The 26,788-nt window shown below is 36.8% G+C and carries 30 protein-coding genes and 1 other annotated feature; of the genes, 11 read left to right on the top strand and 19 right to left on the bottom strand.

Annotation, left to right across the window (positions count from 1 at the left end; translation table 11 throughout):
- Positions 1-17: 17 nt before the first annotated feature.
- The 4 genes from opp3C to M014_RS30415 all read right to left on the bottom strand — a co-directional run bounded on the left by opp3C (position 18) and on the right by M014_RS30415 (position 3,951).
- On the bottom strand, positions 18-1,034 hold the full coding sequence (opp3C, locus tag M014_RS0103370) for an oligopeptide ABC transporter permease (protein WP_026590450.1): 1,017 nt from the start codon (positions 1,032-1,034) through the stop codon (positions 18-20).
- Positions 1,031-1,960, bottom strand: a complete 930-nt coding sequence (gene opp3b, locus M014_RS0103375; protein WP_026590451.1) for an oligopeptide ABC transporter permease — start codon at positions 1,958-1,960, stop codon at positions 1,031-1,033. Before opp3b ends, opp3C begins: the two co-directional genes overlap by 4 nt.
- A gap of 126 nt (positions 1,961-2,086) precedes the next feature.
- Positions 2,087-3,742, bottom strand: a complete 1,656-nt coding sequence (locus tag M014_RS0103380; protein ID WP_026590452.1) for a peptide ABC transporter substrate-binding protein — start codon at positions 3,740-3,742, stop codon at positions 2,087-2,089.
- Entirely contained in the window at positions 3,739-3,951 is a 213-nt protein-coding gene (locus tag M014_RS30415; RefSeq protein WP_026590453.1) for a hypothetical protein, read from the bottom strand. Before M014_RS30415 ends, M014_RS0103380 begins: the two co-directional genes overlap by 4 nt.
- Positions 3,952-4,061: 110 nt before the next feature.
- Between M014_RS30415 and M014_RS0103390 the strand changes: the two genes are divergently transcribed.
- From M014_RS0103390 to M014_RS30295, 3 genes are all read left to right on the top strand, one after another.
- Positions 4,062-4,442, top strand: a complete 381-nt coding sequence (locus tag M014_RS0103390; protein WP_026590454.1) for a DUF3899 domain-containing protein — start codon at positions 4,062-4,064, stop codon at positions 4,440-4,442.
- 107 nt (positions 4,443-4,549) lie between these two features.
- Positions 4,550-4,765 (top strand) — a binding site (T-box leader).
- A 209-nt stretch (positions 4,766-4,974) separates the two neighbouring features.
- A complete protein-coding gene (trpS, locus tag M014_RS0103400; RefSeq protein ID WP_026590455.1) occupies positions 4,975-5,964 on the top strand; it encodes a tryptophan--tRNA ligase in 990 nt (329 codons plus the stop codon).
- Between the two features lie 76 nt (positions 5,965-6,040).
- Positions 6,041-6,163 carry a hypothetical protein gene (locus M014_RS30295; protein WP_269321428.1) on the top strand — a complete coding sequence of 41 codons (123 nt, stop codon included), beginning with the start codon at positions 6,041-6,043 and terminating at the stop codon, positions 6,161-6,163.
- Positions 6,164-6,243: 80 nt separating this feature from the next.
- Here the strand turns inward: M014_RS30295 and M014_RS0103410 are convergent, their stop codons facing one another.
- The 8 genes from M014_RS0103410 to M014_RS0103445 all read right to left on the bottom strand — a co-directional run bounded on the left by M014_RS0103410 (position 6,244) and on the right by M014_RS0103445 (position 13,463).
- Positions 6,244-6,990 carry a YjbA family protein gene (locus M014_RS0103410; protein ID WP_026590456.1) on the bottom strand — a complete coding sequence of 249 codons (747 nt, stop codon included), beginning with the start codon at positions 6,988-6,990 and terminating at the stop codon, positions 6,244-6,246.
- A gap of 427 nt (positions 6,991-7,417) precedes the next feature.
- Positions 7,418-8,206: a DUF2268 domain-containing protein gene (locus M014_RS0103415; protein WP_026590457.1), complete on the bottom strand. Its 789-nt coding sequence runs from the start codon at positions 8,204-8,206 to the stop codon at positions 7,418-7,420.
- 254 nt (positions 8,207-8,460) lie between these two features.
- The gene (locus M014_RS0103420; protein WP_026590458.1) at positions 8,461-8,964 is read right to left on the bottom strand and encodes an SMI1/KNR4 family protein; all 504 of its coding nucleotides are present in this window, start codon (positions 8,962-8,964) and stop codon (positions 8,461-8,463) included.
- Between the two features lie 299 nt (positions 8,965-9,263).
- Positions 9,264-10,502, bottom strand: coding sequence for a beta-ketoacyl-ACP synthase II (gene fabF, locus M014_RS0103425; protein WP_026590459.1), 1,239 nt, complete (start codon positions 10,500-10,502; stop codon positions 9,264-9,266).
- 30 nt (positions 10,503-10,532) lie between these two features.
- Positions 10,533-11,465 carry a beta-ketoacyl-ACP synthase III gene (fabH, locus tag M014_RS0103430; protein ID WP_026590460.1) on the bottom strand — a complete coding sequence of 311 codons (933 nt, stop codon included), beginning with the start codon at positions 11,463-11,465 and terminating at the stop codon, positions 10,533-10,535.
- Positions 11,466-11,583: 118 nt separating this feature from the next.
- The gene (locus tag M014_RS0103435; RefSeq protein ID WP_026590461.1) at positions 11,584-11,757 is read right to left on the bottom strand and encodes a ComZ family protein; all 174 of its coding nucleotides are present in this window, start codon (positions 11,755-11,757) and stop codon (positions 11,584-11,586) included.
- A 53-nt stretch (positions 11,758-11,810) separates the two neighbouring features.
- Positions 11,811-12,671 carry an NAD-dependent epimerase/dehydratase family protein gene (locus tag M014_RS0103440; RefSeq protein ID WP_026590462.1) on the bottom strand — a complete coding sequence of 287 codons (861 nt, stop codon included), beginning with the start codon at positions 12,669-12,671 and terminating at the stop codon, positions 11,811-11,813.
- Between the two features lie 57 nt (positions 12,672-12,728).
- The gene (locus tag M014_RS0103445) at positions 12,729-13,463 is read right to left on the bottom strand and encodes a hydrolase (RefSeq protein ID WP_026590463.1); all 735 of its coding nucleotides are present in this window, start codon (positions 13,461-13,463) and stop codon (positions 12,729-12,731) included.
- Positions 13,464-13,620: 157 nt separating this feature from the next.
- Between M014_RS0103445 and M014_RS0103450 the strand changes: the two genes are divergently transcribed.
- The gene (locus M014_RS0103450) at positions 13,621-13,803 is read left to right on the top strand and encodes a YjzD family protein (RefSeq protein WP_016113766.1); all 183 of its coding nucleotides are present in this window, start codon (positions 13,621-13,623) and stop codon (positions 13,801-13,803) included.
- Between the two features lie 36 nt (positions 13,804-13,839).
- On the opposite strand, the gene clpB is transcribed toward M014_RS0103450, so the two are convergent.
- Both clpB and M014_RS0103460 read right to left on the bottom strand, forming a co-directional pair.
- Positions 13,840-16,440 (bottom strand): ATP-dependent chaperone ClpB, encoded by a 2,601-nt coding sequence (gene clpB, locus M014_RS0103455; protein ID WP_026590464.1) that lies wholly within the window; start codon positions 16,438-16,440, stop codon positions 13,840-13,842.
- 178 nt (positions 16,441-16,618) lie between these two features.
- A complete protein-coding gene (locus M014_RS0103460) occupies positions 16,619-16,798 on the bottom strand; it encodes a YjzC family protein (protein ID WP_026590465.1) in 180 nt (59 codons plus the stop codon).
- A 492-nt stretch (positions 16,799-17,290) separates the two neighbouring features.
- On the opposite strand from M014_RS0103460, the gene M014_RS0103465 reads away from it, so the two are divergent.
- The 3 genes from M014_RS0103465 (at position 17,291) to M014_RS0103475 (ending at position 18,539) form a co-directional block, all read left to right on the top strand.
- On the top strand, positions 17,291-18,100 hold the full coding sequence (locus M014_RS0103465) for a Cof-type HAD-IIB family hydrolase (protein WP_026590466.1): 810 nt from the start codon (positions 17,291-17,293) through the stop codon (positions 18,098-18,100).
- 100 nt (positions 18,101-18,200) lie between these two features.
- Complete coding sequence (locus tag M014_RS0103470; RefSeq protein ID WP_003195901.1) at positions 18,201-18,341, top strand: hypothetical protein; 141 nt, start codon at positions 18,201-18,203, stop codon at positions 18,339-18,341.
- Positions 18,342-18,539, top strand: coding sequence for a DUF3813 domain-containing protein (locus M014_RS0103475; RefSeq protein WP_026590467.1), 198 nt, complete (start codon positions 18,342-18,344; stop codon positions 18,537-18,539). It begins immediately after the preceding gene.
- A 27-nt stretch (positions 18,540-18,566) separates the two neighbouring features.
- On the opposite strand, the gene M014_RS0103480 is transcribed toward M014_RS0103475, so the two are convergent.
- Entirely contained in the window at positions 18,567-19,424 is an 858-nt protein-coding gene (locus M014_RS0103480; RefSeq protein WP_026590468.1) for a YitT family protein, read from the bottom strand.
- A 109-nt stretch (positions 19,425-19,533) separates the two neighbouring features.
- Here M014_RS0103480 and M014_RS27805 point away from each other — a divergent pair, with 109 nt between their 5' ends.
- Positions 19,534-19,665, top strand: a complete 132-nt coding sequence (locus M014_RS27805) for a DUF3941 domain-containing protein (protein WP_081810956.1) — start codon at positions 19,534-19,536, stop codon at positions 19,663-19,665.
- Between the two features lie 124 nt (positions 19,666-19,789).
- Complete coding sequence (prsA, locus tag M014_RS0103490) at positions 19,790-20,644, top strand: peptidylprolyl isomerase PrsA (RefSeq protein WP_026590469.1); 855 nt, start codon at positions 19,790-19,792, stop codon at positions 20,642-20,644.
- 118 nt (positions 20,645-20,762) lie between these two features.
- On the opposite strand, the gene M014_RS0103495 is transcribed toward prsA, so the two are convergent.
- Positions 20,763-21,629 carry a CvfB family protein gene (locus tag M014_RS0103495; protein WP_026590470.1) on the bottom strand — a complete coding sequence of 289 codons (867 nt, stop codon included), beginning with the start codon at positions 21,627-21,629 and terminating at the stop codon, positions 20,763-20,765.
- Positions 21,630-21,771: 142 nt separating this feature from the next.
- Here M014_RS0103495 and M014_RS0103500 point away from each other — a divergent pair, with 142 nt between their 5' ends.
- The gene (locus M014_RS0103500) at positions 21,772-22,263 is read left to right on the top strand and encodes a YajQ family cyclic di-GMP-binding protein (protein WP_026590471.1); all 492 of its coding nucleotides are present in this window, start codon (positions 21,772-21,774) and stop codon (positions 22,261-22,263) included.
- 226 nt (positions 22,264-22,489) lie between these two features.
- Here the strand turns inward: M014_RS0103500 and M014_RS0103505 are convergent, their stop codons facing one another.
- The 3 genes from M014_RS0103505 to M014_RS0103515 all read right to left on the bottom strand — a co-directional run bounded on the left by M014_RS0103505 (position 22,490) and on the right by M014_RS0103515 (position 24,947).
- Positions 22,490-22,846, bottom strand: a complete 357-nt coding sequence (locus M014_RS0103505; protein WP_026590472.1) for a hypothetical protein — start codon at positions 22,844-22,846, stop codon at positions 22,490-22,492.
- 78 nt (positions 22,847-22,924) lie between these two features.
- A complete protein-coding gene (locus M014_RS0103510) occupies positions 22,925-23,281 on the bottom strand; it encodes a hypothetical protein (RefSeq protein ID WP_026590473.1) in 357 nt (118 codons plus the stop codon).
- A gap of 385 nt (positions 23,282-23,666) precedes the next feature.
- Complete coding sequence (locus tag M014_RS0103515) at positions 23,667-24,947, bottom strand: alpha-amylase family glycosyl hydrolase (protein ID WP_026590474.1); 1,281 nt, start codon at positions 24,945-24,947, stop codon at positions 23,667-23,669.
- Positions 24,948-25,185: 238 nt separating this feature from the next.
- Between M014_RS0103515 and M014_RS0103520 the strand changes: the two genes are divergently transcribed.
- Positions 25,186-26,424 (top strand): ammonium transporter, encoded by a 1,239-nt coding sequence (locus tag M014_RS0103520; protein WP_026590475.1) that lies wholly within the window; start codon positions 25,186-25,188, stop codon positions 26,422-26,424.
- Positions 26,425-26,788 lie beyond the last annotated feature (364 nt).

Below are 26,788 nucleotides of genomic sequence, written 5' to 3' on the forward strand. Positions count from 1 at the left end.
TACCTCTCCTTCCTCGTTTACTTACGCATTTTTGGATCTAGCGCATCGCGTAATCCATCTGCCATTAAGTTAAATGCTAAAATTAACACACTGATGACAACCGCAGGGATGAACATCATATGTGGATATGTTTGAATCGATTTATACCCCTCATTTACAAGAGAACCTAACGATGCAAATGGTGGTTGAATACCAAGTCCAATGAAACTTAAGAACGCTTCACCGAACACTGCTGTAGGAATTGTAAACATTGTCATAACGATAATTGGTCCCATTACGTTCGGAATTAAATGCTTTACGATTAATTGTGTATTTGTTGCACCTAATGTACGAGATGCTAATACATATTCTTGGTTCTTTAATTTTAATATCTGTCCACGCACAATCCGTGACATACCAATCCAACCGGTAATGGCCATCGCAAGTGTAATGGACCAAATACCTGATCCCATAATAATTACCATCAAAATAACGATAATTAAATACGGAATACCATTAATAATTTCCATAATACGCTGCATGATATTATCTACTCGTCCGCCATAGAACGCTGAGATACCTCCGTATGCAACCCCAATTACTAGGTCAATTGCCGCTGCCAAAAGAGCGATGTATAATGATACGCGTGTTCCTTCCCATGTTCTTGTCCAAAGATCACGCCCAAGATCATCTGTACCAAACCAGAAATACTCTTTAATATCACGTTTCTCATATTGATCAACGCCGTATTGGTCTGTACCATCAAATGGTAACCAATGAACATTTTCAAGCACTGGAATTTTCGGCGGCATTTTTGCACGGCCTAAATCTTGATCTTTATAAGAATATTTACTTACCATCGGTCCAAAAATTGCCAAAAGCGCAATAAGGATCAGCAATACAAGTCCAAACATTGCTCCTTTATGTTGAAACAAACGTCTTCTCACATCTTGCCAAAACGTTAAGCTCGGACGGGCAATGACTTCATTATCAATGTTACTTTGATTAGCTATTTGGAATAGATCTGGAGATAATTTCTGTAAATCTTTCATCATTTTTTCCCTCCCGCTAAACGAATACGAGGATCAATAATTCCATATAGAATATCCACGATAAAAATAACTAAAATAAAGATTGCACTATAGAAAATTGTTGTTCCCATAATAACTGTATAGTCATTTAATTGAATGGATTTAACAAACTGTTCCCCAAGTCCAGGTACAGCATAGATTTGTTCAATAACAAGTGTTCCTGTAATTAACCCTGCAACCATTGGTCCTAAAATTGTAACAACTGGAATCAATGCGTTACGAAGTGCGTGTTTTATAATAATAACTCCTTGACTAATCCCTTTTGCTTTCGCTGTTAAAATGTAATCAGCTTGCATAACTTCAATCAATTCTGCACGAGCAAAACGAGCAATCGTTGCGATAACCGCCATCGATAAAGCAACCGTAGGCATAACTGTAAATTCAGGTCCTTTCCAGAATGCCACTGGGAACCAACCAAGTTTTACCCCTACAAAATATTGTAATAATGCTGCGAATACGAATGATGGTACCGACATCCCGAGTACGGAAATTATGGTTGCCCCGTAATCCACCCATGTATTATTACGAAGTGCTGCAACAATCCCTAAAATTAGGCCTATAAATGTTCCTAATAGAATTGCTTGGAATCCAAGTTGTGCTGATGGTCCAATACGATCAACAATCATCTCAGTTACTGGACGGTTATCATATTGGAATGATACTCCTAAATCACCTTTTACTAAGTTTCCTAAGTAGCGCGCATATTGCACTGGTACCGGATCATTCAAACCGTATTTTTCCAAAATGATCTCTCTTTGTGCCGGAGATAATTTCTCTTGGTTTTTAAGCGGAGAACCCGGCAGTAATTTCATTAAAAAGAATGTCAACGTAGTAATTAAAAATAACGTCAAAGCCATGTACACGAAACGTTTTAATGCATAACGTCCCATAATCAAGCACCTCCCCATTTTTCTCAAAAGCAATAAGATAGTTTGAAATATTCTTACTTTTATTTTTTTAAAATAAGAGCATACGCCCATCATAGGCACATACCCTTGTAAACGATGGAATAAAAATTAGTTTTGCTCAACAGATGCCCATTTAAAGGAATATTTACCACCATAATTATGTTTGGCAATATCTTTTACGGTACCCTTTTGTATATAAGATGCTCCTTTTTGGTAAACTGGTGCAATCACCGCATCTTCTTTAACTAACATTTTTTCAACTTGTAAAAGATTGTCCCAACGAGCTTGTAAATCTTTCGTATCTGTTTTTGCTTTTAAAATTAGTTCATCATATTTTGGATTTGAATACCCTGTTTTGTTTTGTGTACCACCAGTAACAAACATATCTAAGTATGACACTGGATCTGGGTAGTCTGGACCCCAAATACCAAGAGAAACATCATATTGCTGCGCATCTTCTAATTTATTTTTTTGTGCGAATGGCTGCTGTTTAATCTTGATTGTCACTCCTGGTAAATTCTTTTCAATCTCACCTTTTAAGAATTCACCAATTTTCTTAGAATCTTCGTTATCAAAGTTTAACAACTCTAATTCAACTTTGTCTGTACCAAGCTCTTTCTTTGCTGTGTCCCATAATTTCTTCGCTTCTTTTACATTCGTGTCTACAAGTTTTCCACTTTCAGCTCGGAAGTCTTTCTTATTAGGCCCTTCAGCAAAATCCTTACCAACAAATCCATACGCCGGGATAGCTCCATTATTTAAGATAACTTTCGCAACATTTTCACGTTCAAAGGACATTGAAATTGCCTTACGTAAATTTTTATTTGCTAAAAATTTATTTCCTTGATTGAAACGTAAGTATGCAACTCCTGCTTCTTTCGTTGCTTTAAATTCTGAACTTGATTTGTACTTGTCCACAAATTCAGATTTTAAATCTACTCGATCAATTGCATTTGTCTCATACAAATTAACGGCCGTTGCTGTATCTTTCACAATATTAAAGTTAACTTCTTCAAGCTTAACTGTTTTGTTATCCCAATATGACGGGTTTTTCTTAAACTGGAAGCTTCTTTCATGTTTCCATTCACTCAGTACAAATGGTCCATTGTAAAGTGTTGTAGTTGCCTCTAAACCAAATTTATTCCCTTGTGATTGTATATACTTTTCATTTAATGGGTAGAACACAGGGTAAACTGTTAAATCAACAAAGTAAGGAACAGGATTGTCTAACTCTACTTCTAATGTATGGTCATCAATTGCCTTTACACCTAATTCAGTATCTGGTAACTCTTTTTTATGAATTTTCTCTGCATTTTTTATATCAAACATGATATAAGAATATGTAGCGCCTGTATCCGGATTCACTGCACGTTTCCAAGAATAAACAAAATCATGTGCTGTTACAGGATCTCCGTTTGACCATTTCGCATCTTTTCGTAATTTGAAGATATATTTCTTACCATCTTCTAGTTTCTCATAGGATTCCGCTACGCCTGGGGTAGCCTTTTGGTCTTTTCCAACACGGTATAATCCTTCCATCGTGTTATTTAATACCATTGAAGATGCGGAATCTGATGTCATAGACGCATCCATTGTCGGAATTTCAGATAGTTCCGTTAAATTAACAATTTGTTTTCCATTACTACTGCTGTTCTCTTTTTCTTTCCCTTTTGCTTTAGCATCATCTTTTTGATACCCACAAGCCCCAAGTAACATACTTGCAGTCAATGTCGATGCAAGTAATAGCGACGTCTTTTTCTTCATGTTGAACTGCCTCCCCTAAGTGCACTTCCTGTACCCCCACTTGCTAAAAAGCAGAATTGAAAGAATAATCTCCAAGTTTCTACAATTTTCATTATACATATAATGTGACGATTGTGAATATAGTTTTTTGTTTTTTTGTTAAAATTTTTAATAAAATGTTTATTTTTTTTATTTTTTGTAAATGGAGTACTTAACATTGCTCCCATCATATTGAAATAAAATACAAAATTGCGTATAATTTTCAAATAATTATTCCTAGTACTCATTATAACTTTTATAGTATAATAATTCTAGTAATATTTTGACGGAGGGGAATATTTTGAATAAACTTTCTTTTCATACTTGTATACTAATATCGTTGGCAATAATCGCTTCTAGTATTGGAGCATTCTTATCTTCAGCTCAATATTTGTTGAATTTTGTCAATATTATGTTTTATATTGCGCTCTTTTTCATCATTATAGGAGGGTTTTTATTCTTATTTCAAAGTGGTTTTTTCAACATAACGATATATGCGTTCCAAAAAGTATTTGGAACGAACAAAAAAGTAGAATCTTTAATTGAAGAAGAAGAACCAGCAACAAACAAAAAAGAAAGAATATATAAAACGTATTCTTTCACATGGACATACCCTATCTGCCTTACAGGTATTCTGTTAGGTCTCATCTCTACACTTATTAGCTTCACTATTTTGATGTAGTTTGCAAACGATTTTCTATATGATATAATTACTTGCAAAACATTTTATATCAAAAAGTGGCGGCTTGCTCAGCTGTTAAAAACAGAGCTATTTTATAATAAATTCATATTTATGCGATGAGAAAGAAGAGTACATATTGCAGCAATTTCAGAGAGCTTGTGGTTGGTGAGAACAAGTAATTGTACAGTATGGAATGGGCTTTTGAGCACCAAACCGAACCGAAAAAAGTAGGCTTTGGCGTTATATCCAACGTTATAATGGATGCAAGAGATTTCACAACTGTGAAATAATTAGGGTGGTACCGCGGTCCATTCGTCCCTATATCATTTGGGATGAATGGGCTTTTTTGTATTTAAAAAGCGGCAGCGGCTCGTTCAGAATGTGAGGGGGATGGAGCACCTGACGTAGAGGCGTTTTTTGTCTCGCAGGAAGATGCGAAGCCACCGATCATTCTTGCCGCTGGAGCTAGATTACTCAAAAAGCGCCTCCCTACTCTTTAACAATACATACCCAATTTAAGGAGGAATTACTTATGTCAGTTATTTTTTCTGGTATTCAACCGAGCGGAACAATTACGCTTGGGAACTATTTAGGTGCAATGAAACAATTTACGGAGTTACAAAATGAACATGATTGTTATTTCTGCATTGTAAACCAACATGCAATTACAGTAGCCCAAGATCCTGTACAGCTTCGCAAAAATATACGTAGCCTAGCTGCACTATATGTAGCTTGTGGTATTGATCCTGAAAAATCAACTTTATTTGTACAGTCAGAGGTGCCTGCGCACGCTCAGCTAGGATGGATTATGCAATCTATCGCATATGTTGGAGAATTAGAGCGCATGACGCAATATAAAGATAAATCATCTGGTAAAGAGTCTATTCCAGCTGGATTACTTACGTATCCACCATTAATGGCAGCTGACATCTTACTTTATAATACTGAGATTGTGCCAGTTGGTGATGATCAAAAACAACATATGGAATTAACTCGTGATTTAGCAGAGCGTTTCAATAAACGTTTCCGTGAAATTTTCACAATTCCAGAGATTCGTATTCCAAAAGTAGGTGCACGTGTTATGTCATTAACAGAGCCTACGAAAAAAATGAGTAAGTCTGATCCAAATCCAAAGTCAATGATTAGTATGCTTGACGAACCAAAAACAATCGAAAAGAAAATTAAAAGTGCCGTAACTGATTCTGACGGCATCGTAAAATACGACAAAGAAAACAAACCTGGTGTTTCCAACCTATTAACAATCTACTCTTCATTCTCAGGCAAAACAATTGAAGAACTAGAAGCGGAGTACGAAGGAAAAGGATACGGCGACTTTAAAGGTGACTTAGCCCAAGTGGTCGTAGAAGCGATCCGTCCAATTCAAGAAAAATATAACGAACTAATCAACTCTCCTGAATTAGATGAAATCCTTGACAAAGGTGCTGAAAAAGCAAACCACGTTGCATTCAAACAACTACGTAAAGTTGAAAATGCAATGGGATTAAGCAGAAAACGTAGGTAATAACAAAAAGCGGAGGCGACTGCTTAGCCCTGGGTGGCTAAGGTTCTTTCCCACAGAAGGTGCTTTTTACCTTCTCGTGGGGAAGGTTCTTAGACGCGAAGGGCTAGGAGCCGGCGCTGAATTACTACAAAAAGCGGAAGTGGCTCGTTTAAAATATGAAGAGGATGGATCTCCTGACGCAGGGGCGCTTTTTACCTAGCAGGAAGGCGCGAAGCCACTGAACATTGTTCCCACTGGAGCTCGACTAAATTAAAAAAACCGCCAAATTTGGCGGTTTTTTTAATTTACCTTTTGCTCATTTTCCATTTCCCATAGCTTTTCAAAGAATGGTTGCCCTTTTACAAGGCGTTCACATAGCTGTTCATGCTTCTCTGACCAGCCATATTGCGCTTCTTCATAAAGGCGCTCCCAAACATCTTCAAATTTCATATGTTGAACAGTTCCATATGCAGATGGATCCCATTCTGTATACCAATAGCGAATCTCAGCTGGATTTTTCGTTGTATGTAGTTGATCTAGCGCCATAAAAAGCAATTGTTTTAATTGTCTTTCTTTACGCGTTAAGCCATTCATAATATATGGCGATGGCGATAAAATATGATGTTCTTTTTGTGATTCTTCCATTTGAAACTCATACTTTTCTGCTTGTACATTTTCTACCATCTCATATACCATCTGCTCTTGACGTGGAATAAGCCTACTTTTTCGAATCGGCACATTGTAGCCAATTGAATCCACTGCAATAATTCCTTTTCCATCTGTTACAACAAAACAATACTCCTGTTGCAAACGCTCATGATTTTTACGAATATACGCCTTATGATGTACGTCTTCCAATAATTTTTGCGGAAGTTCCAATAATTCGTTCTCGATGTAATGATATAATGTAGAATCTACTTTTAATAATGGCACTTGATCTAATAATTCGATCGTATCATCCTTCCGCCATTCGTAAAAATTACAAACGTTATACCCATTTTCTTCACCTTCAAACCAATTTACCCATACATCATGTAGATATAACATTTTCTACCCCTCACTTTATTACTGTTTGTACATCTCATTATGTTCAGTTTTTAAAAAATTTATTCCACTAAAGGAAATATATTCTATTCATATATCCATTTTGTTTTTCGACATATAAGCCGTGGCTATAATAACAAAAAGCGGCAGCGGCTCGCTTAGAATGTGAGGAGGATGGAACTCCTGACCTAGAGGCGATTTTTGCCTCGCTGGAAGGCGCGAAGCCACCAGAGGTGAATTGTACTTTTATCTCCTTTCACTCGGCACGAAGAGAAACAAGCCCTTAACCGCTTCTACGCATGATCGGACACTCTCTTCCACCTAGAAAGAAAGGCTTTCTTTCGTTTTATATTATTTCTCCACTGCTCCTTACTTCCATTTTCATCATGCAAAAAAACTTGGCAGCGCCAAGTTTCTTATTTATTCCTTATCAAGAAGTAAATGTTTTCGCTTTATTTAATATGCGGACTGCATCTAAAGACAATAAAGAAAGCGTATTATCTTTTTCAAGTTCCACACAATCTTTTACAATATGAAATCCGACGCCATATCCCAGCATCTTTGGGTACAGTTGCACTCCATTTAATAAATAATCATGCTCCCTTGTTCCTCTCTGAATATCTTTTCTGTTTTTTACAATCTTCTCCCAATAATGAATCGCTTCTTCTTTTGTAAAGTACGATGTCCATGGTGCATAACTCTTTTCTGAGTGCCTTTCATACACCGCTTGCTCTGCAAGCCCTTCCATTATCATCGTATCAAGTAATGTATAATCCTTTTCTGTCTTTTCAATTTGGTGTAACCGGCATATGTGATGATATTCATGTGTAAGTAAAGCTTTTAATTCCTCTACCGTATTTCGCCCACATACGAATAAGAAAATCACGTGACGCATTGTTAAGCCAGATTTTCCATTATATTCCGTTTGCACAGTGCGATTATATGAATCTGATAATAAAATAAAGACAGGGACATCCGGGCCTTGCAACCAGTTCTTAAGTTCTTCATACTCCTTGGCAAGCTCTTTCCAAATCTGTTTTTCCTCTAACTGCTCAATTTCCTTTTTTCCTTCCATCACTGGTCGATACATACCTTTAGAAATTAAAAAACGATATAATCTTTCTTTTGGCAATGGAATATATTTTGTAAACTTCTCACAAAGTTTTTCTGGGCGTCCATAATAAAGATGCAACCAATCTGCAGTTTGAATAATCCCCATCTTCACCTCTCCCCTCTCTTCTATACATATGCAAGAAAAGGAGCGAACGCGAAGTGATGAAGTGAAACTTTTGATTGGCTTTGATTTGTTTCGAATTGCACAGCTTTATCTTTCCTGCATGTGCTTGCTGAAGGGAACTTCTGTTGGAGCACTGTTAAACTGAAGGGAAAAGGCGGGTATAAGAATTATAATTTGGTTTTTGTTCATACAAGCAGGCCCTTCAAAAAAGAGCCTGTTTGTCGACAATCAAACATTTAATCCTTGTCAAAATGAGAGTACGGGAGTAACCCTTCTAAAAAAGTTTGGAAATCGTCCGCTAAGAACGTAATGATTGGATCTTGATAATTTTCTACATTCACATGAATTACTCTTGGTTCGCCTTGTTTTCCGCAATCGCTATAGTCTAACAAAACAGCATCGTGTCCAGCTGTAGGCGATTCTCCTACATATATACAAGAAGGTGGATATTCAAATTCCTCTATCATGTAAATTCCCTCCGTATCAATTCCATGCTCTCCACCAATGCCATAGAATCCTGCTACGTAAATATGATCCTCAGCCCAAGAGGTAGGTACGGTAGTAGGAAAACAATTCTGTACAGGTGTACCACCATTTTGCGATTTGATTAAGCAAATGTAGGAATCTGGTAATTTATAACCTAATTTTTCTTCTGCAATCCGAATCATTTCATCTGTAACTGGATTTGGGTTTACGAACTCATCAGAGTCCTCCCAAAAGGTATGCAATGTGTTCACCATGTGAGTTTCACTTCCTTTTCATCGTGTGCTTTTTCTTTATACCCCAACCTGATAACTAAAAGGAGCATCATGTTTTTGACATTTTTATAAAATTTAGAATGACTTCTGTTATATGTAACATAGGTATCTTGTTGTTTACTTCCATCATACCGTTCATTATAAAAAAAGAGAAGAATAAGATAAATGAAAAAAAGCCGATCGATTCTACGTATGATCGGACGATCTTTCCCACCTAAAAAAGGGTGTTTTAAGAAACAACCCCTTTGCTGCTTCTCAAAACACCCTCTTACTACAATATATTATTGATACTTTTTAAATACTAATACTGCGTTATGGCCACCGAATCCTAATGAGTTACTTAAAACCGTACGTACTTCTTGATGTCTCGCTTTGTTTGGTACGTAATCTAAATCACATTCTGGATCTGGTGTTTCATAGTTAATTGTTGGCGGAATTACGCCATCTGTAATCGATTTAACAGAGAAAATCGCTTCAACAGCACCAGCTGCTCCTAATAAGTGTCCAGTCATTGATTTTGTAGAGCTAATTGCTACTTTATATGCATGGTCACCAAATGTTTCTTTAATTGCCATCGTTTCGTATTTCTCATTCGCATCTGTACTTGTGCCATGGGCATTAATATAATCGATATCCTCCGGCTGAAGACCTGCATCTGCTAGTGCTTGACGCATCGCACGAACACCGCCCTCACCGCCAGGGGCAGGCATTGTAATATGGAACGCATCACCTGTTGCACCATATCCAGCAATTTCAGCATAAATATGCGCACCACGTGCTAATGCATGTTCTAACTCTTCAAGGATAAGAATACCTGATCCTTCTCCCATTACAAATCCACTTCTGTTTTTATCAAATGGACGACATGCTGTTGCTGGGTCTTCATTAAATGTTAATGCTTTAGCTGAACTGAATCCAGCAAACGCCATAGTTGTTAACGGCGCTTCTGCTCCACCTGTAATCATCGCATCTGCATCACCACGCTGAATCACTTTAAAAGCATCACCAATTGAGTTTGCACCTGATGCACAAGCTGTTACAGAGCAAGTATTAATTCCTTTTGCACCTGTTGCAATCGATACTTGACCAGCAGCCATATCAGGGATCATCATTGGTACGAAGAAAGGACTAACGCGGCGTGCCCCTTTTTCTGTATAGATTTTAAATTGCTCCTCGTATGTTTCCATACCACCGATTCCAGAACCAATCCATACCCCGATGCGCGGGCCGTTTTCTTCTGTAATTTCTAATTTCGCATCTGCAACAGCCATTTTTGCTGCTGCCACAGCATATTGTGTAAAGCGATCCATACGGCGTGCTTCTTTTTTGTCTATATATTTCTCGACTTCAAAGTCGTTAATTTCCGCTGCTACTTTTGCAGGAAATTGTTCAGGATCTAAGCGTGTAATACGTCCGATTCCAGATACACCCTTTTTAATGTTATTCCAAGCTGTCTCAACATCTGTTCCAATCGGCGTAACAGCTCCTAATCCTGTAATTACAACACGCTTCTTTTCCATACAAAATACACTCCTTTTTTCTCTCAGTCCTTATTTACCCCAACGAAGAGCAACTGCTCCCCATGTTAATCCGCCACCAAAGCCAACTAATATGATTAAATCACCATCTTGAATACGTCCATTTTGCAATTCCTCTACGATCGCAATTGGAATTGAAGAAGCTGACGTATTTCCGAACTTTTCAATCGTTGTACTCATTTTCTCTTGTGGTAAATTTAATCGTTCCCTTGCCGATTCCATAATGCGAATATTCGCTTGGTGCGGAACTAAAAAGTCCACATCTTCTTTCGTAAGACCGGCTTTTTCAATAACGCGAAGACAAGAGTCACCAAGTTGACGAACAGCAAATTTAAAGACTTCTCTACCATTCATCATAACATATTCATCTTGATAAAGATGCTTGCCACCACTTCCATCTGCTCCTAATTCAAATGAAAGAACACCTTTCCCTTCTGAAACAGCTCCCATGACAACAGCACCTGCTCCATCTCCAAATAATACGGCTGTATTGCGGTCGTTCCAGTCAACAATTTTAGATAGTTTATCACTACCAACTACTAATATATTTTTGTAAGTTCCCGTTTGAATAAATTGCTGCGCTGTAATCATTCCGTACATAAATCCAGCACATGCCGCACTTAAATCCATCGCCGCTGCATGCTTAGCACCAATTTGTTCTTGAATCACGCAAGCAACTGCTGGGAAAGATTGATCTGGCGTTACCGTTGCCACCAAAATAAGATCAATTTGTTCTCCACTAATTCCTGCATCTTCAAGTGCTTTCTTGGCAGCTTCTACCGCCATATATGAAGTATCTATTGTATCATCGGCAATGCGTCTTTCTGCAATTCCCGTTCTCGTACGAATCCATTCATCTGATGTATCCATTATTTTCTCTAAATCCTGATTAGTGACTACTTTTTCTGGCACATATCTCCCAATTCCTAAAATGCCTACGTTCACATCGCAGCCCTCCGCTTTATATCAATTATTATGACTTGGTACTAATTCTAAAACATAAATGTTTATTTGTCTAGAATATATTTCTAAGTAAAAAAATAAGGCCGACATATTGTCGACCTTATTTTCCCGCTTTTCCAAGTTCATATGCTTCATCCATTACTTTCATTAATAGCTCTAGTACTGGTTGTGCTTTTTCCATATCAAGTGCAATCCCATTATCATCTAAAATTGCCTTTGCTTCTGGCAGGTGTTTCATAGCGATTTGTAAAAACTGCATATTTTTTTCATTCATAGTTCTTCATCCTTTCCATAAAGGAGTAACAAACTCCTTATTTCTACACTAGTTTACCATGTGTTTTGTCCTTCGTATAACTCTTTATATCGTTTTAAATGTGCCAGTTGTTTATTTAAACCGAATTCTAACGGTGTGTTTTTCTCAATACAAATACTCTTTATCGCTTCTCTACTTTCCTCTTTAACAGTTTTCTTCACTTTATCCTCGGCATTTAAAAGCATAATTCCTTTTTCCCATAAATTCTTTTTACCACTGACCATATTATATACCCCTAAATTTTCTACACTTTTGCCTTTTTCCCATAAATATTCACACACATCTTCTACATAAAGAAGATCCGCTCCATTTTCATTTTGGGCAAGTTGATATTCCTTTTCCATAATTTCAGAAAGAATGAGCCTATGGTACGTCATAAAAGAAGGTTGCCATGGGCCATATAAAACTGGAACACGTAGAATACTATAATGGATATTTCCCTTTTCTACCTCTTCCTCTACTTTCATAAATAACCGTTTATTTTCAGATTCATCTTCCATATTTGCTACTTCAATAGAAGAAAGTAGATTTAGCTTCACTTTCTTTCTCTCGCACATATGGATAACACGTTTCAAATATTGTAAAATGATTCGTTCATTCCGAAATCCATTTTGCTGATTCGGTTCACATAAGCAAAAGTAAGCCGCATCAAAATGGTCGGTTTCTATCGTCTTCCATCCATTTTCACCTCTTATAGACGAATACACAAACAGAGCATTCCGGCCAATTAAATATAACTTTTCTTCACTTACCTTTGACATACTTTCTAGATCAGCAAAATCAAGGCCATACACTTCCACTTCTTCCGCAAGCATTTTATTTACAAGATGAAAGCCTACAAACGAAAGTGCCCCTATAATCAGTACGCGCTTCATGTCACCAATCCTTTCCCTCTCTAAACAAATAGCTCCTCATCTATGTATATTGGAGCTTCATAAATCTTCCTCATACTTTTTAAAGAAACGACATGTATGTTGAACCATTTTATATTTTACATCTTGTAAATGAAACGATAATGATGTCTCACAATTTTCATTTATTCGCTTTTTTTCATATTCTCGTAACAACTGCTTACGCGCTTTTTTTTCTTGGGTCGGTACAAATATTTTTACAGGTACACAAGAAGGTAAATAAGAAAAGGACTTCTTGGAAATTTTCGCTTCTAATAAAGCTTCCTTCACATCATACGCAAGTGATAACTCTCTCACTAGCCTTTTATAGAAAAATTTGTGCTCTTTCTCAAATTCCACATGTGCAGGCAAATCTAAGCATGGAGTAAGCATCACCACAGATCGGATACACTCTGGGTACCGATTCATCATTTCAAGAGCCACAAGTGCTCCCATTCCATCTGCAATGATATGAATTTGTTCGTTTAGTGTTTCTTTCTTCATCACAACATGATACAATCGCTTCGCTAAACGAACCGATTGATCATTCCCCCAATGTCTTCCGTATAAATTAGATGAAAAAACCGTATATCCATTCTCTATGAGCCCATTTAAAAAATGAGCGCGCCCCGCATGCTGCATCCATAAACTTGTACCATTCTCAATAAAATAATTGTAATCACCAAGTAGCATGACACCGAATCCATTTGGCTTCTCTGGTAAATAAATTACACACGGTTCTTGCTCTAAGTAAAAAAAACGTTCCGTAACACTCATTATTCTCCCGCCTTATTTTCTAAACATAAAAAACTACTCTTTTATAATGTATGAACAGAATCCGAATTTGCGTTGAAAAATCCACAAATATTTTTCTATATTCTGTTTTCAATTGTGTTACAATAAGGACAGATTGAACGAATAGGGGTGTGAAAAGATGCGTGTAATTTGGGCCTTTATTTGGTCGTTTATGCTTGTACATATGATGAGCTACGTAATTAGCTCTATGACTGGCGGTGTATACGATTTCGCGCTAGCGTCTAAATTCTCAATTGTTCTTGCTGTACTTGTAATGGCAATTGCTGCTGCAATTCCAAACGAACCAGTAGAACAACACTAATAAAAAGAGAGTCCGGATTACATCCGAACTCTTTTTTTACTCTACATGAATAACTAATTCATTGTTCCCTACATCAACAACGACATGACTATTATCTGTAATCGTTCCTGCAATTAATTCTCTTGCTAATTTCGTTTCAATTTGACGCTGTATATATCGTTTTAATGGGCGTGCGCCATACATTGGATCAAATCCAGATTCTACAACAAATTCTTTTGCAGCTTCTGTCAATTCCACCGTGATATGACGATCTACTAAACGTCCTTGCAATTCTTTCACAATTTTATCAACGATGCCTTTAATTTCATTTGTTGTAAGTGGTTTAAATAAAATAATTTCATCCACACGGTTTAAAAATTCAGGGCGGAAATGTCCTCTAAGCTGCCCCATAACAAGCTCTCTCGATTCTTCTTTAATCGCACCATCTTCTTGTAAACCTTCTAGTAAATAGCCTGAACCAATATTTGATGTCATAATAATAACTGTATTTTTGAAATCTACAGTTCGTCCTTGTGAATCTGTAATACGCCCATCATCTAACATTTGTAATAAAATGTTGAATACTTCTGGATGCGCTTTTTCAATTTCATCTAATAAAATAACGGAATACGGTTTACGACGCACTGCCTCTGTTAATTGTCCACCTTCCTCATAACCTACATATCCAGGAGGAGCCCCAATCAAGCGAGACACAGCATGTTTCTCCATATACTCAGACATATCAATACGAATCATTTGTTCTTCACTATCAAATAAAGATTGTGCTAATGTTTTGGCAAGCTCTGTTTTCCCTACACCTGTAGGGCCTAAGAAGATAAATGAACCGATTGGACGATTTGGATCTTTAATACCCGCGCGAGCACGAAGAACTGCATCTGCCACAAGACTCACTGCTTCCTCCTGTCCAATCACGCGTTCTGATAAAATTTGCTCTAAGCGCAGCAGTTTTTCACGTTCCCCTTCTACAAGCTTGGCAACTGGAATTCCTGTCCAGCGTGAAACAATATTTGCAATTTCTTCTTCACTAACTTCCTCACGAAGCAGTCGGTTTTCTTGTTCATTTCCTGCTCCATTTTCTTCCGCTTCTCTTAATTCTTTTTCCACCGCTGGAATCTTACCATGACGAAGCTCTGCTGCTTTATTTAAATCATAATTCCCTTCTGCTTCTTCTAGTTCACGACGTAAACGTTCCAGGTGTTCTCTTAAGTCACGAACCTTATGGATTTCTTCTTTTTCTTTTTGCCACTGCGCTCGCATCCCATTTGCAACTTCTTTTAAATCAGATAATTCACGTTGCAATGTTTTTAATCTTTCTTGACTACCACGGTCTGTTTCTTTTCCTAAAGCAGCTTCTTCAATTTCTAATTGCATAATGCGGCGCGTTACTTCATCTAATTCTGTTGGCATGGAATCAATTTCTGTTCGAATTGTTGCGCACGCTTCATCGACAAGATCAATTGCTTTATCTGGTAAAAAGCGATCGGATATATATCGATCGGACAATACAGACGCCGCTACAATCGCACGGTCATGAATATTTACACCATGATAAATTTCAAAACGCTCTTTTAAACCACGTAAAATAGAAATCGTATCTTCTACTGTTGGCTCTTCTGCTAACACTTGTTGGAAGCGACGTTCTAACGCCGGATCTTTCTCAATATATTTTCGGTACTCATCTAAAGTAGTCGCTCCAATACAGTGCAGTTCACCACGGGCAAGCATTGGTTTTAGCATATTCCCTGCATCCATGGCTCCTTCTGTTTTACCCGCACCGACAATTGTATGAAGCTCATCAATGAATAAAAGAATGCGTCCTTCACTTTTTTTAATTTCATTTAAAACAGCTTGCAAACGCTCTTCAAATTCACCGCGGAACTTGGCACCTGCCACAAGTGCACTCATATCTAATGCAAAGATTGTTCTATCTTTCAATCCTTCTGGTACATCTTTTCGCACAATTCGTTGTGCCAATCCTTCAACAATCGCTGTTTTACCAACCCCAGGTTCACCAATTAAAACAGGGTTGTTTTTCGTTTTACGAGAAAGGATACGGATAACGCGGCGGATTTCGCTATCACGCCCAATGACAGGATCAATTTTCCCCTGTTTTACTTCAGCTACTAAATCACGACCATACTTTTCTAATGCTTCATATGTTACTTCTGGATTTTGACTAGTCACTCTTTGGTTCCCCCTAACTTCCATTAAAGACTGTAACAATGTACCCTTTGTAATATGGAACTTTGTAAATAGCTGATGTATATCACCTTTTTCCTCGCAAAATGCGAGCAATACATGTTCCACTGAAATATAATCATCTTGCAGTTTTTTCGCTTCAGACTCTGCTCTCACAAGCAGTTGCTGCAATAAACTCGTCACATATAATTTCCCTGCTTCTGCTCCGCTTCCAGTTACAGAAGGCTTCTTCTTAATTAAACTTTCTACACCTTTCGTTAACTCTTCTATATTAACATTTATTTTTTGAAAGATACGCACCGCTAATCCATCTTGTTGTTTGAGTAATGCAAGTAATAGATGCACAGTATCTACTTCTTGATGATGATGGGATAACGCTAAAGACTGGGCACTCATAATCGCTTCTTGTGTTTTTGTCGTCATTTGATTTAAGTCCATTTTCACAAACCTCCAAACATTTCAACCTTCTTGACGTTTGACCTTTTTTGATTTTTTGACTTTCTTTGACCTTTAACTTTATTATACTCCTGTTCCCTTTTTTATACAATAAATTTAACTCTATATTTCATTTTTTTGAAAAACATATAAAAACCGCAGCTTATCACTGCGGTTTTCTTTACGGTTTTCTTTTATATGTCCACTGACGATTTTGATTCGAATTCTCAGGAAACCTTTCACCAGCAGTTAATTTTACCATTTGTGGATCTTTCACCATACTTCCTGTTTCACCAATTTCTACATAAATCCCATCATTCGGTGCCTTCTGTCCAGAACGAAACCTACGATTTTGTCCCATCTTCATTCTCCTTCCATGACATCCTTACACCGTTAGTATGTCCATTTTCGGAAAAGCTTTTCTGTTATGTTTAGGAAACGAGTCATATTTTTGATTACCGTTCATATGTATGAATTTACATATGAGCGCAGGAGAACAAGCATCATTCGTTGAAAAAAAAGAAACCGACCTATTCCAGGCCAGTTCCAAAGGAGAGTCAAACATATACGAGAAGATTACGTTTTCATTATACGTCTTGCTTCACGGGTAATGTAACCCCTTTCACAAATTGTACAAAATGTAAGAAACATTATTTGAACTTTCGAAAAAATCATTGACTTTTCTAGTTTTTAATAGGAAATAGTGGACACTACCCTGTTTTGCGACGTAAGATGAATATATAAAGAAACTTCCTTTCACGGTTGTTTCTCTATACACTTTCCAACCTCTTATTTCTGCATATTAAAACGGAAATACAGATAGATACAAAAATTTTTCATAAGAGGTGAAAACATGAAAAAACAACATTTAATCGCATTAGATTTAGACGGCACTTTACTTACAGACAATAAAATCATTTCCGCACGAACAAAGAAGACAATTGAAAAAGCGAAAGAACAAGGACATGTTGTTGTCATTTCAACAGGACGTCCATTTCGTGCCAGTCACGCTTATTATAAAGAACTTGGTTTAAATACGCCTATCGTTAACTTTAACGGTGCTTACGTTCATCACCCGCTCGATGCAAATTGGGGAACGCACCATTCTCCTCTCGAACTTTCCACTGCACAAGAAATCGTTCGCGCTTGCTTCGATTTTGGTGTTAAAAACATTTACGCTGAAGTGATGGATGATGTATATGTTCGCGAAATTGATGAAGATAAAAAACATATCTTTGAATTCGGATCTCCCAATATTTTCACAGGAGACTTGCTAAACATTTTACAAGATCATCCAACCTGCTTATTAATTGATGCACTTGATGAACATTCAACTGCTATTCGCAGGCATTTAACTGATATGCATGCTGAAGTGATTGATCACCGCAAATGGGGTGCTCCTTGGCCGATTATTGAAATCGTGAAAAGCGGCCTCAATAAAGCAGTTGGGCTCCAAAAGATTTCCCGTCATTATAACATCCCAAGAGAACGTATTATTGCCTTTGGTGACGAAGATAATGACTTTGAAATGATTGAATACGCAGGTCATGGAATTGCAATGGGCAATGCGATTCCTGAATTAAAAACATTAGCCAATCACACAACATTAACAAATGAAGAAGACGGAATTGCCCTTTATTTAGAAGAGGTTCTTGGATTGTAATCTAAAAATTCCCTACTTATAGTTTCCCGCAAAACGCCCATACTATAACTAGACACAGCGATGTGTCAGTTATTTTCTGCTAAATAAGGGGGAATTACGAATGGGTAAAAAGAACAAGTCAAAACGTTTCACCCAACAAGGGGCCGATGCTGTTATGAAGCACGCTGAAAGATTCCCTTACCGCGGTACATTAGCTGATGCAGAAAAAGAACGAAACAACTCTTCTCTCGGAGGGGTTTAAATGGGCAACCTACTATTTCAGCAAGCGCGAGATGCTGTTTCAGATGCTGTTTCTTGTTCAAGCAGCACCGAACAGCAGGAACTCGTTTATAAAGCAAAAAATGCTTTGCAATCCGCTTACGCCAATTCTTCAACTGCTGAGAAGGTACAATTGCGCGAGATGCAACAGCAATTGCAAAACATCACTAACGCACATTAAAATAAGAGGACCGATTCCCGGTCCTCTTTAATCTTTCCGAAACAATCCAAATACGCCGACTGTTTGAACTACATTTGTAAATGCACCAGGATCTACTTGTTTAATAATTCGCTCTAGTTCATATAGCTCATAACGGGTAATTACAATCATTATCATTTCTTTATTTTCATTTGTATACGCTCCTGTAGCTGGTACAGTTGTAATTCCCCTTACTAAACGAGATTGAATCGCTTGTCGTACATATTTACCATTTTTTGTAACGATAAATGCTGTAATTTTCACATGACGGGTATGAATCGCATCAATAATTCTGGATGATACATACAATGTTACTAACGTGTATAACGCCTTTTCCCATCCATACAAATAACCAGCTGCAATAATGATAATCGCATTAAAGAAAAAGAAATATGTTCCGACAGGCTTATCTTTTATTTTCGACAAAATCATTGCGATAATGTCTAAACCACCTGTGGAAGCTCCCCATTTCAAAGCAATTCCTACTCCTATCGCCGAAATGAGACCACCAAAAATAGCATTCAATATAATATCATTAGAAACTGCCTTTACTGGTATGATTTCTAAAAACAGTGTCATAAATACAACGCATAGAAAACTAAATAACGTAAAAGCTTTTCCAACCTTTTTCCACGCTAAAATAACAACTGGAATATTAAATAAAGCAAAAAGTACCCCTGTTGATATGTGAATCGATGCAAAATCACCTAATACTTGCGAAAGTAATTGAGATAATCCCGCGAAACCACTCGCATATACTTTTGCTGGTGTTAAGAACAAGTTCATTCCAATTGCATTTAATAAACCGGCAATGATAACAACAATGAGTTTTTTCGTTAATTCAGCATAATTTAATTTGAAATCCATCTCCCAGCCCACCTTTATAGATAATGCGTTTACGATTACATTGTATACATAGTCTTTACGAAAATGGAAATGATAAACATACAACTGTTTAGAAATGGAGTTGATATGTATGCCACATACGAGCGATAATGACAAAAAAGCACGCGATAACAACGCAAAACGCACAGAAAAAAACGAGCAAGAACAAAAAAACATCTCACAAGGAAAGCGTGCATATTCTAAAAAAACAGATCACCTTTAATTATTTTGTACATCAACAATCTTGTTGATGTACTTTTTCATTTCATAAAAAAACATCTCAATTTCACTTCTTGTTCACTTCTCTATTTTACAATAATAACAACATAATTAGATGAGGTGTTAGTATGAAAAGAAAACAACTATGGATAGCAACAGCTGCGCTCGGAACGTTAATGCTGTCTGCTTGCGGCCCAAAAGATAACTCAGAGGCGATTGCAACATCAAAAGTCTCGACCATTACAAAAGGTGATTTTGACAAGCAGTTAAAAGAACGGTACGGAAAAGATATGTTATATGAAATGATGGCACAAGATATCATGACAAAAAAATATAAAGTATCCGATGACGAAGTCGATAAAGAATTTAAAAAAGCAAAAGACCAGTTTGGTGATCAATTCAAAACGGTACTAGAAAGTAACCGTCTAAAAGATGAAGATGACTTTAAAAATCAAATTAGATTCAAATTAGCGATGGAAAAAGCTATTAAGGAAAGCATTACAGAGAAAGATGTAAAAGCAAACTATAAGCCTGAAATTAAAGCTAGTCAAATTCTAGTAAATGATGAAAAAACAGCAAATGACATTAAGAAACAACTGGATGAAGGTGCTTCATTTGAAGAGTTAGCAAAACAACAGTCACAAGACCCTAGTTCAAAAGATAATGGCGGAGATCTAGGATACTTCGGTCCAGGTAAAAAGGTATCTGAATTTGAAGAAGCTGCTTACAAATTAAATGTCGGTGAAATTAGCAAACCTATTAAATCATCACAAGGTTACCACATTATTAAGCTTACCGATAAAAAAGAATTAAAACCATATGACGAAGTAAAAGATTCCATCCGTAAAAATCTAGAAGAAGAGCGGTTAGCAGATCAAACTACTGGCCAAAAAATATTATTAGACGAATTCAAAAAAGCTGATATTAAAGTAAAAGATAGTGATTTGAAAGATACATTCTCTCGCCTTTTTGGACAACAATAAAAAAGGGCGATAGAGTGAGTTGATAGAAAAACACAAGGACAAAAAACAGGAGCCTACTGACTCCTGTTTCCAAACACTCTGAAAATCCGAACAAGTTACACGCTTGTTCGGATTTTTTTTATTTCTTAAAGTACGTCCAACCGTCTTCTTGATAAACTTTTTCTTCTTTCATCAACTTACCAAGTGCACGTTTAAATGCTGCTTTACTCATATTAAAACGTTCTTTAATGTCTTCTGGATGACTCTTATCCCAAAACGGCATTGCCCCGCCGCGGCTCTCCATATACTCATAAATCACCGCTGCATCATCTTCCATTCCCTCTTCTTTACGCGGAAGAAGTGAAATATTAATCGTACCATCATCTTTCACATCAATAATACGGCCTGTTACGCGCTCACCAATACGAACTTGCTCTTTTCTTTCTGTATGATGTAAAAAGGCGCGGAAATGTTCATCTGTTAATACAAATGAACCGACTTGAAGTGAGCGATACACACGTCCGTTCACATTTTTATTACGCATAGATGGCGTTGCATCTACAATAATCTCTTGCATATCTGAGTCTCTTGCTGGAAGAGCAATTAGGCGGCCACGATTTGTTAATTTTAATGTACAATACAATTCGTCGCCCTCTTCTGGCCAAACTGGTGTATAAATCGGGAACTCATCAGCTGGGATCAAGATATCTTTAGAAACACCGATATCAACAAACACACCTAAATCAGGTTTTACGTCTACAACTTTTACCCAGTTCCAATCATGTACTGTAATTACCGGCGTCTTCATTGTTGCAGAAATTCGCTCTTTATGATCAAGGTATAAAAATACATCAATCGTATCGCCTTCTTCGATTTCTCCTGCTACTTCATTCTTATGTAGGAATACTTCTTCATAACCATCCTCATCGTCAAATCCAACCATATATCCTATTTCCGTTTCTCGTAAAACAGTTACCTGTTCAATCGCTCCTGGCTCTAAATACATATATTTTAATTCCCTTCTATATATAAAGTTATATTTTTATCATTCCAAAGAAACTTCATTATAACACGATTTTTCCTTTATTTGTCCAACTGACCAAAATTCACTATAATAGAAGATGGAATTTAATTTGGAGGTGCTTACTATGGCAAAAGATAGTTCTTTTGACATCGTTTCAAAAGTAGAATTACCAGAAGTAACAAATGCTATTAACATCGCATTAAAAGAAATTCAAAATCGATATGATTTTAAAGGAAGCAAAAGTGATATTAAATTAGAAAAAGAAGTAATCGTTTTAACTTCTGATGATGAATTTAAATTAGAGCAAGTAAAAGACGTTCTTATTTCAAAACTAGTTAAACGCGAAGTACCAATCAAAAACTTAGACTACGGAAAAGTAGAAAACGCTGCTGGTAACACAGTACGTCAACGTGCAACGTTGCAACAAGGTATCGATAAAGAGAACGCTAAAAAAATTAATAACATTATTAAAGATTTAAAATTAAAAGTAAAAACACAAGTACAAGATGATCAAGTACGTGTTACTGGAAAAAGCCGTGATGACTTACAAGCAGTCATTGCAGCAATTCGCGGTGCCGATTTACCAATCGATGTACAATTCATTAACTATCGCTAACAAAACAACTCCATAAGAGTGCGATCATCATGAAATAATAACAATAGGTTCTGGTTGGAAATAAAAAACACATCCCAACCAGAACAACTACAATAGATGAAGACTGCATTTATGAAATAAAATTCATTACTTTCATCGGCCGATTTCTCTTATACATTCATAAATAGCACAGAAAAAGAATCTAAGTTTAATCTTACAGAGAGTGTTTATTAATCAGGAATAGTTACTATAGAATTTGCGTTAATTCTGTATTCAAAACTCGTTGTGCAGTAATAATAACATCCTGAGGAGTTACTCCATAAACACTGTATAAGCCACCGTTTTGATTAGGAACAATTTCAACTTCATATTGAGCTGCTCGCCCCGAAGTAGAGTGAACTAAACTTAGATTTATAAAAGTAGAAGCATTAGCAGGTACAGAAAAGTTTCTCTGTTCAATTAATGCTCTTGTACCATTAAGCTTAAAAGATCGAACTACCCCAGTAAGTGTACCTCCAGTACGATTGAGGATTTTAACCCTAGCTTCATTTGCATCATTAGGCTGATTTCCTACGTTTTCAATTGGCCCAGTAGTGAAAGGCATTTTAAATCCACCTCCTATTAGCTAAAAAGATTCATAACCTGCAGATTACAGAAAATTTTTATTAATCAGGAATAGTTACTACAGAATTTGCGTTAATTCTGTATTCAAAACTCGTTGCGCAGTAATAATAACACCCTGAGGAGTTACTCCATAAACACTGTATAAGCCACCGTTTTGATTAGGAACAATTTCAACTTCATATTGATCCGCTTGTCCCGAAGCAAAGTGAACTAAACTTAGAACTACAAGAGTAGAAGCATTAGAAGCTACAGAAAAGTTTCTCTGTTCGATTAATTCTCTTGTACCATTAAGCCTAAAAGATCGGAGTACCCCAGTAAGTGTACCTCCAGTACGATTGAGGATTTTAACCCTAGCTTTCCTTGCATCATTAGGCTGATTTCCTACGTTTTCAATTGGCCCAGTAGAGAAAGGCATTTTAAATCCACCTCCTATTAACTAAAAAGATTCGTAACATGCAGATTACATATTCATACTATTCAATGTCACATTAGAATGTTTTAAACGAATTAATCAATTCTTTAAAAAAATACATCCACATATTTTTTCGCTGTAGGAAATCTTACAAATACCTTTCCTGCTTCTATATACGCTATCAATCTGATCCACAAACGCTAAAACAATTCCACCTTCATTCATCCTACATTACTACTAAAAAACATATATTCTCGTCATAATGTCCACTGTCGCATTTGTAATAGAATAAATAAAAAAGTGCACTACTCATGAATTAGTAGTGCACTAGAGAATATATATTATCCATGAATAAAAGAGATATACCATCACTCTATCCACTTTCACTTTACAGCGTAGAGGATTTTTTCTTCTTTACAGCAATTAAAAAAGCAATAAACAGCACATTTACACCAACTAATAAAGAGATAAAAAGCCAATTAACCCCTGTTTTTTCTCTAACTTGATATACATTCGCTTCTTCTCGCTTCAATATGAGATAATACTTCCCATCTTCTTCTCTAATAATCTCATCTTCCAATAATCCCATTAATTCTTGATTTTCTCCTATCTCATTTGCCGTAAGCGAGACTTTTTGCGTCCCTTTTGTGTTGTTAATTGCAACGAGTGTTACTTCATCTTTATACTTCCTTTTCAGCACACTCATTCCAGCCTTATCATATAGCAACTCAAACGTACCATGACGAAGAGATGGCAACTTTTGACGCAACTCTCCTAATCTTGTTATATACTGTAAAAATTTTTCATCGGTTTTAAAATCCATTAACCTATGATTATCTGGTACTCCCCCGCCATCAAGCGCAATCTCTGTACCGTAGTAAACAATCGGCACCCCTGGTGATGTATATAAATAAGCAAGAGCTAATTTTAAACGTGTTGGCGGATAATATGCGTTCTCTTTCGCGATTCTGACAAATCGCTTTGTGTCTTGACTATCTAAAAAAGCACCTGTTACTTTACCATTTTCTATTAAACTAGCATCATAAAGTGGTTTAATAGATGTATCTGGTTTCGTAAAGATATCCGTTATGTACTCATAGTATCTACTATGTATATTCTCTTCCCCATCAGTCATAAAGAGGAAATCTTTTTTCATTCCTCGAACACTTTGTTCTACTTCATTTAAAAAGGTACGAGATATTTCTTTACTATGCATAAGATAAATTCCATCTATGTTCGCTTCTTTTATCCACCATTTTATCGAATCAATAAGCGTTTCCTGCTCTTTTTCTACAACAAATTGAAAGACCACTTTCATATCTCGCTTATGCGCTTCTTGCATAAATTGTTTCACATCTTGCAGTGATCCAAAATGCTCATTCACTTTTTGAAAATCAACCGCACCACGCCCATCATACGTTTCGCTTTTAAAAATTGGCGAAAGCATAATCGTGGTAAATCCCATATCCTTTATATAATCCATTCGCTTTATTATTCCTTGTATGTCTCCCCCTTGATATCCTTCTAAATTCCCTACATTAAGCTCTTTATCATTTTTTGCATCTCCATTATTAAAACGATCAATCATAATAGAGTAAATCACTTCATCTTGCCACTCTCTTTTTTCTTCCGCCAATGCGTACATAGGCGCTAAAAAGACCAATACCATACAAAAACAACTGAACATTCCTCTTTTCCACATAATATCCCCCAACTTCTTTCTAATTGTAAGAATAGTATATCAATTTTCTAAACAAACCGCACTTACACAAATAACATGTCAGGTTTTCTTACACGAAATTTAAAAATTTCTGAAAAATACGTTGATTTTTTATTAATTATTGAATATGATATGAAAAAAATAACATCACACGTAATATTTTATAACATTATAGGAGGGAAAAAGAATGAATATGGGAGATACTGTGTTTTTATTTTTAGCGACGGTAATGGTAATGATCATGACGCCAGGTCTAGCACTTTTTTATGGCGGAATGGTTCGTAGCAAAAACGTACTGAGCACAACGATGCATAGCTATAGCGCAATGGCAATCGTTTCTATCCAATGGATTTTTATCGGTTATTCTTTATCATTCGGCCCAGATTGGAATGGCATCATCGGTTCGCTCGATTGGTTCGGTTTACAAAACGTCACCTACACACCAAATCCAGACTACTCCACTACTATTCCACACAATTTATTTATGATGTTTCAACTTATGTTTGCAATCTTAACACCAGCATTAATTTCAGGAGCATTTGCTGAACGAATGCGTTTTTCCGCTTTTCTCATTTTCATTCTTCTTTGGACTACAATTGTTTACAACCCTGTTGCCCACTGGGTATGGGGCGTTGGCGGATGGCTTCGCGAACTTGGAGCATTAGATTTCGCTGGCGGTAACGTTGTTCATATCACATCCGGCGTTGCCGGGCTTGTACTAGCGATTTTTCTCGGCAAGAGAAAAGACATAAACGGACCTTCTCCTCACCATCTACCCTTTACACTTTTAGGCGCAGGCTTACTATGGTTTGGGTGGTTCGGATTTAACGTTGGCAGTGCCCTTACACTAAACGATGTAGCACTGACTGCATTCATTAATACAAATACAGCTGCTGCTGCTTCAGCTTTAACATGGATCCTAGCAGAGTGGTGCTTTCAATCAAAACCAACTGTAATGGGCGCAGCTTGCGGTGCTGTATCAGGTCTCGTTGCTATTACACCAGCTTGCGGATTCGTCACTCCACTTTCCGCTCTTTTAATCGGAGCAATCGGGGGCGTCCTTTGCTTCACAGCCGTTTTCTTTTTAAAACATAAACTTGGATATGACGATGCACTTGATGCATTCGGCTGTCACGGCATCGGGGGAACATGGGGCGGTATTGCAACTGGACTATTTGCAACGACTTCTGTAAATAGCAGTGGTGCTGATGGATTATTTTACGGAAATGCCGCGCTTCTCTTTAAACAACTGGTCGCAATTGGAGCGACTTATGCTTTTACAATTGTAATGACGTACACCATTATTAAAGGAATTAGTTTCTTCCTTCCCGTCCGCGCACATGAACATGAAGAGCAAATAGGGCTAGACATTTCGATGCACGGAGAGAAGGCATATGAATATACCGAAGAATCGGTAAGTCAGTAATAAATATACGAAAAAGAGATATATCCCCTTTCAAATAGGATATATCTCTTTTTCAGCTATAACTACATAAGTTATAACATTCTAATTCCTCTAAAAAACTTATCTATCACCCTTCCTGCTTCTAAATTAAATAGTTTATATAGTTTTTCCTATCAATTACATATATCCTAATATTAGCAAACCAGCCAGATGGATTGCGGAATTTTCAAAAACATTGGACAAGTACACTTCCTTATTTTCTCTTCTTACATAGATTGATAGTATCAAAAGAAAAGGAGGGATATGAATATGGGATACTATTATAAAAAACACGATAATGAGTGTCATAAACATTTCGAGTTTGAATGCAAATGTCGTAAAAAAT

Source organism: Bacillus sp. UNC437CL72CviS29, assembly GCF_000482345.1.
GTDB lineage: Bacteria > Bacillota > Bacilli > Bacillales > Bacillaceae_G > Bacillus_A > Bacillus_A arachidis.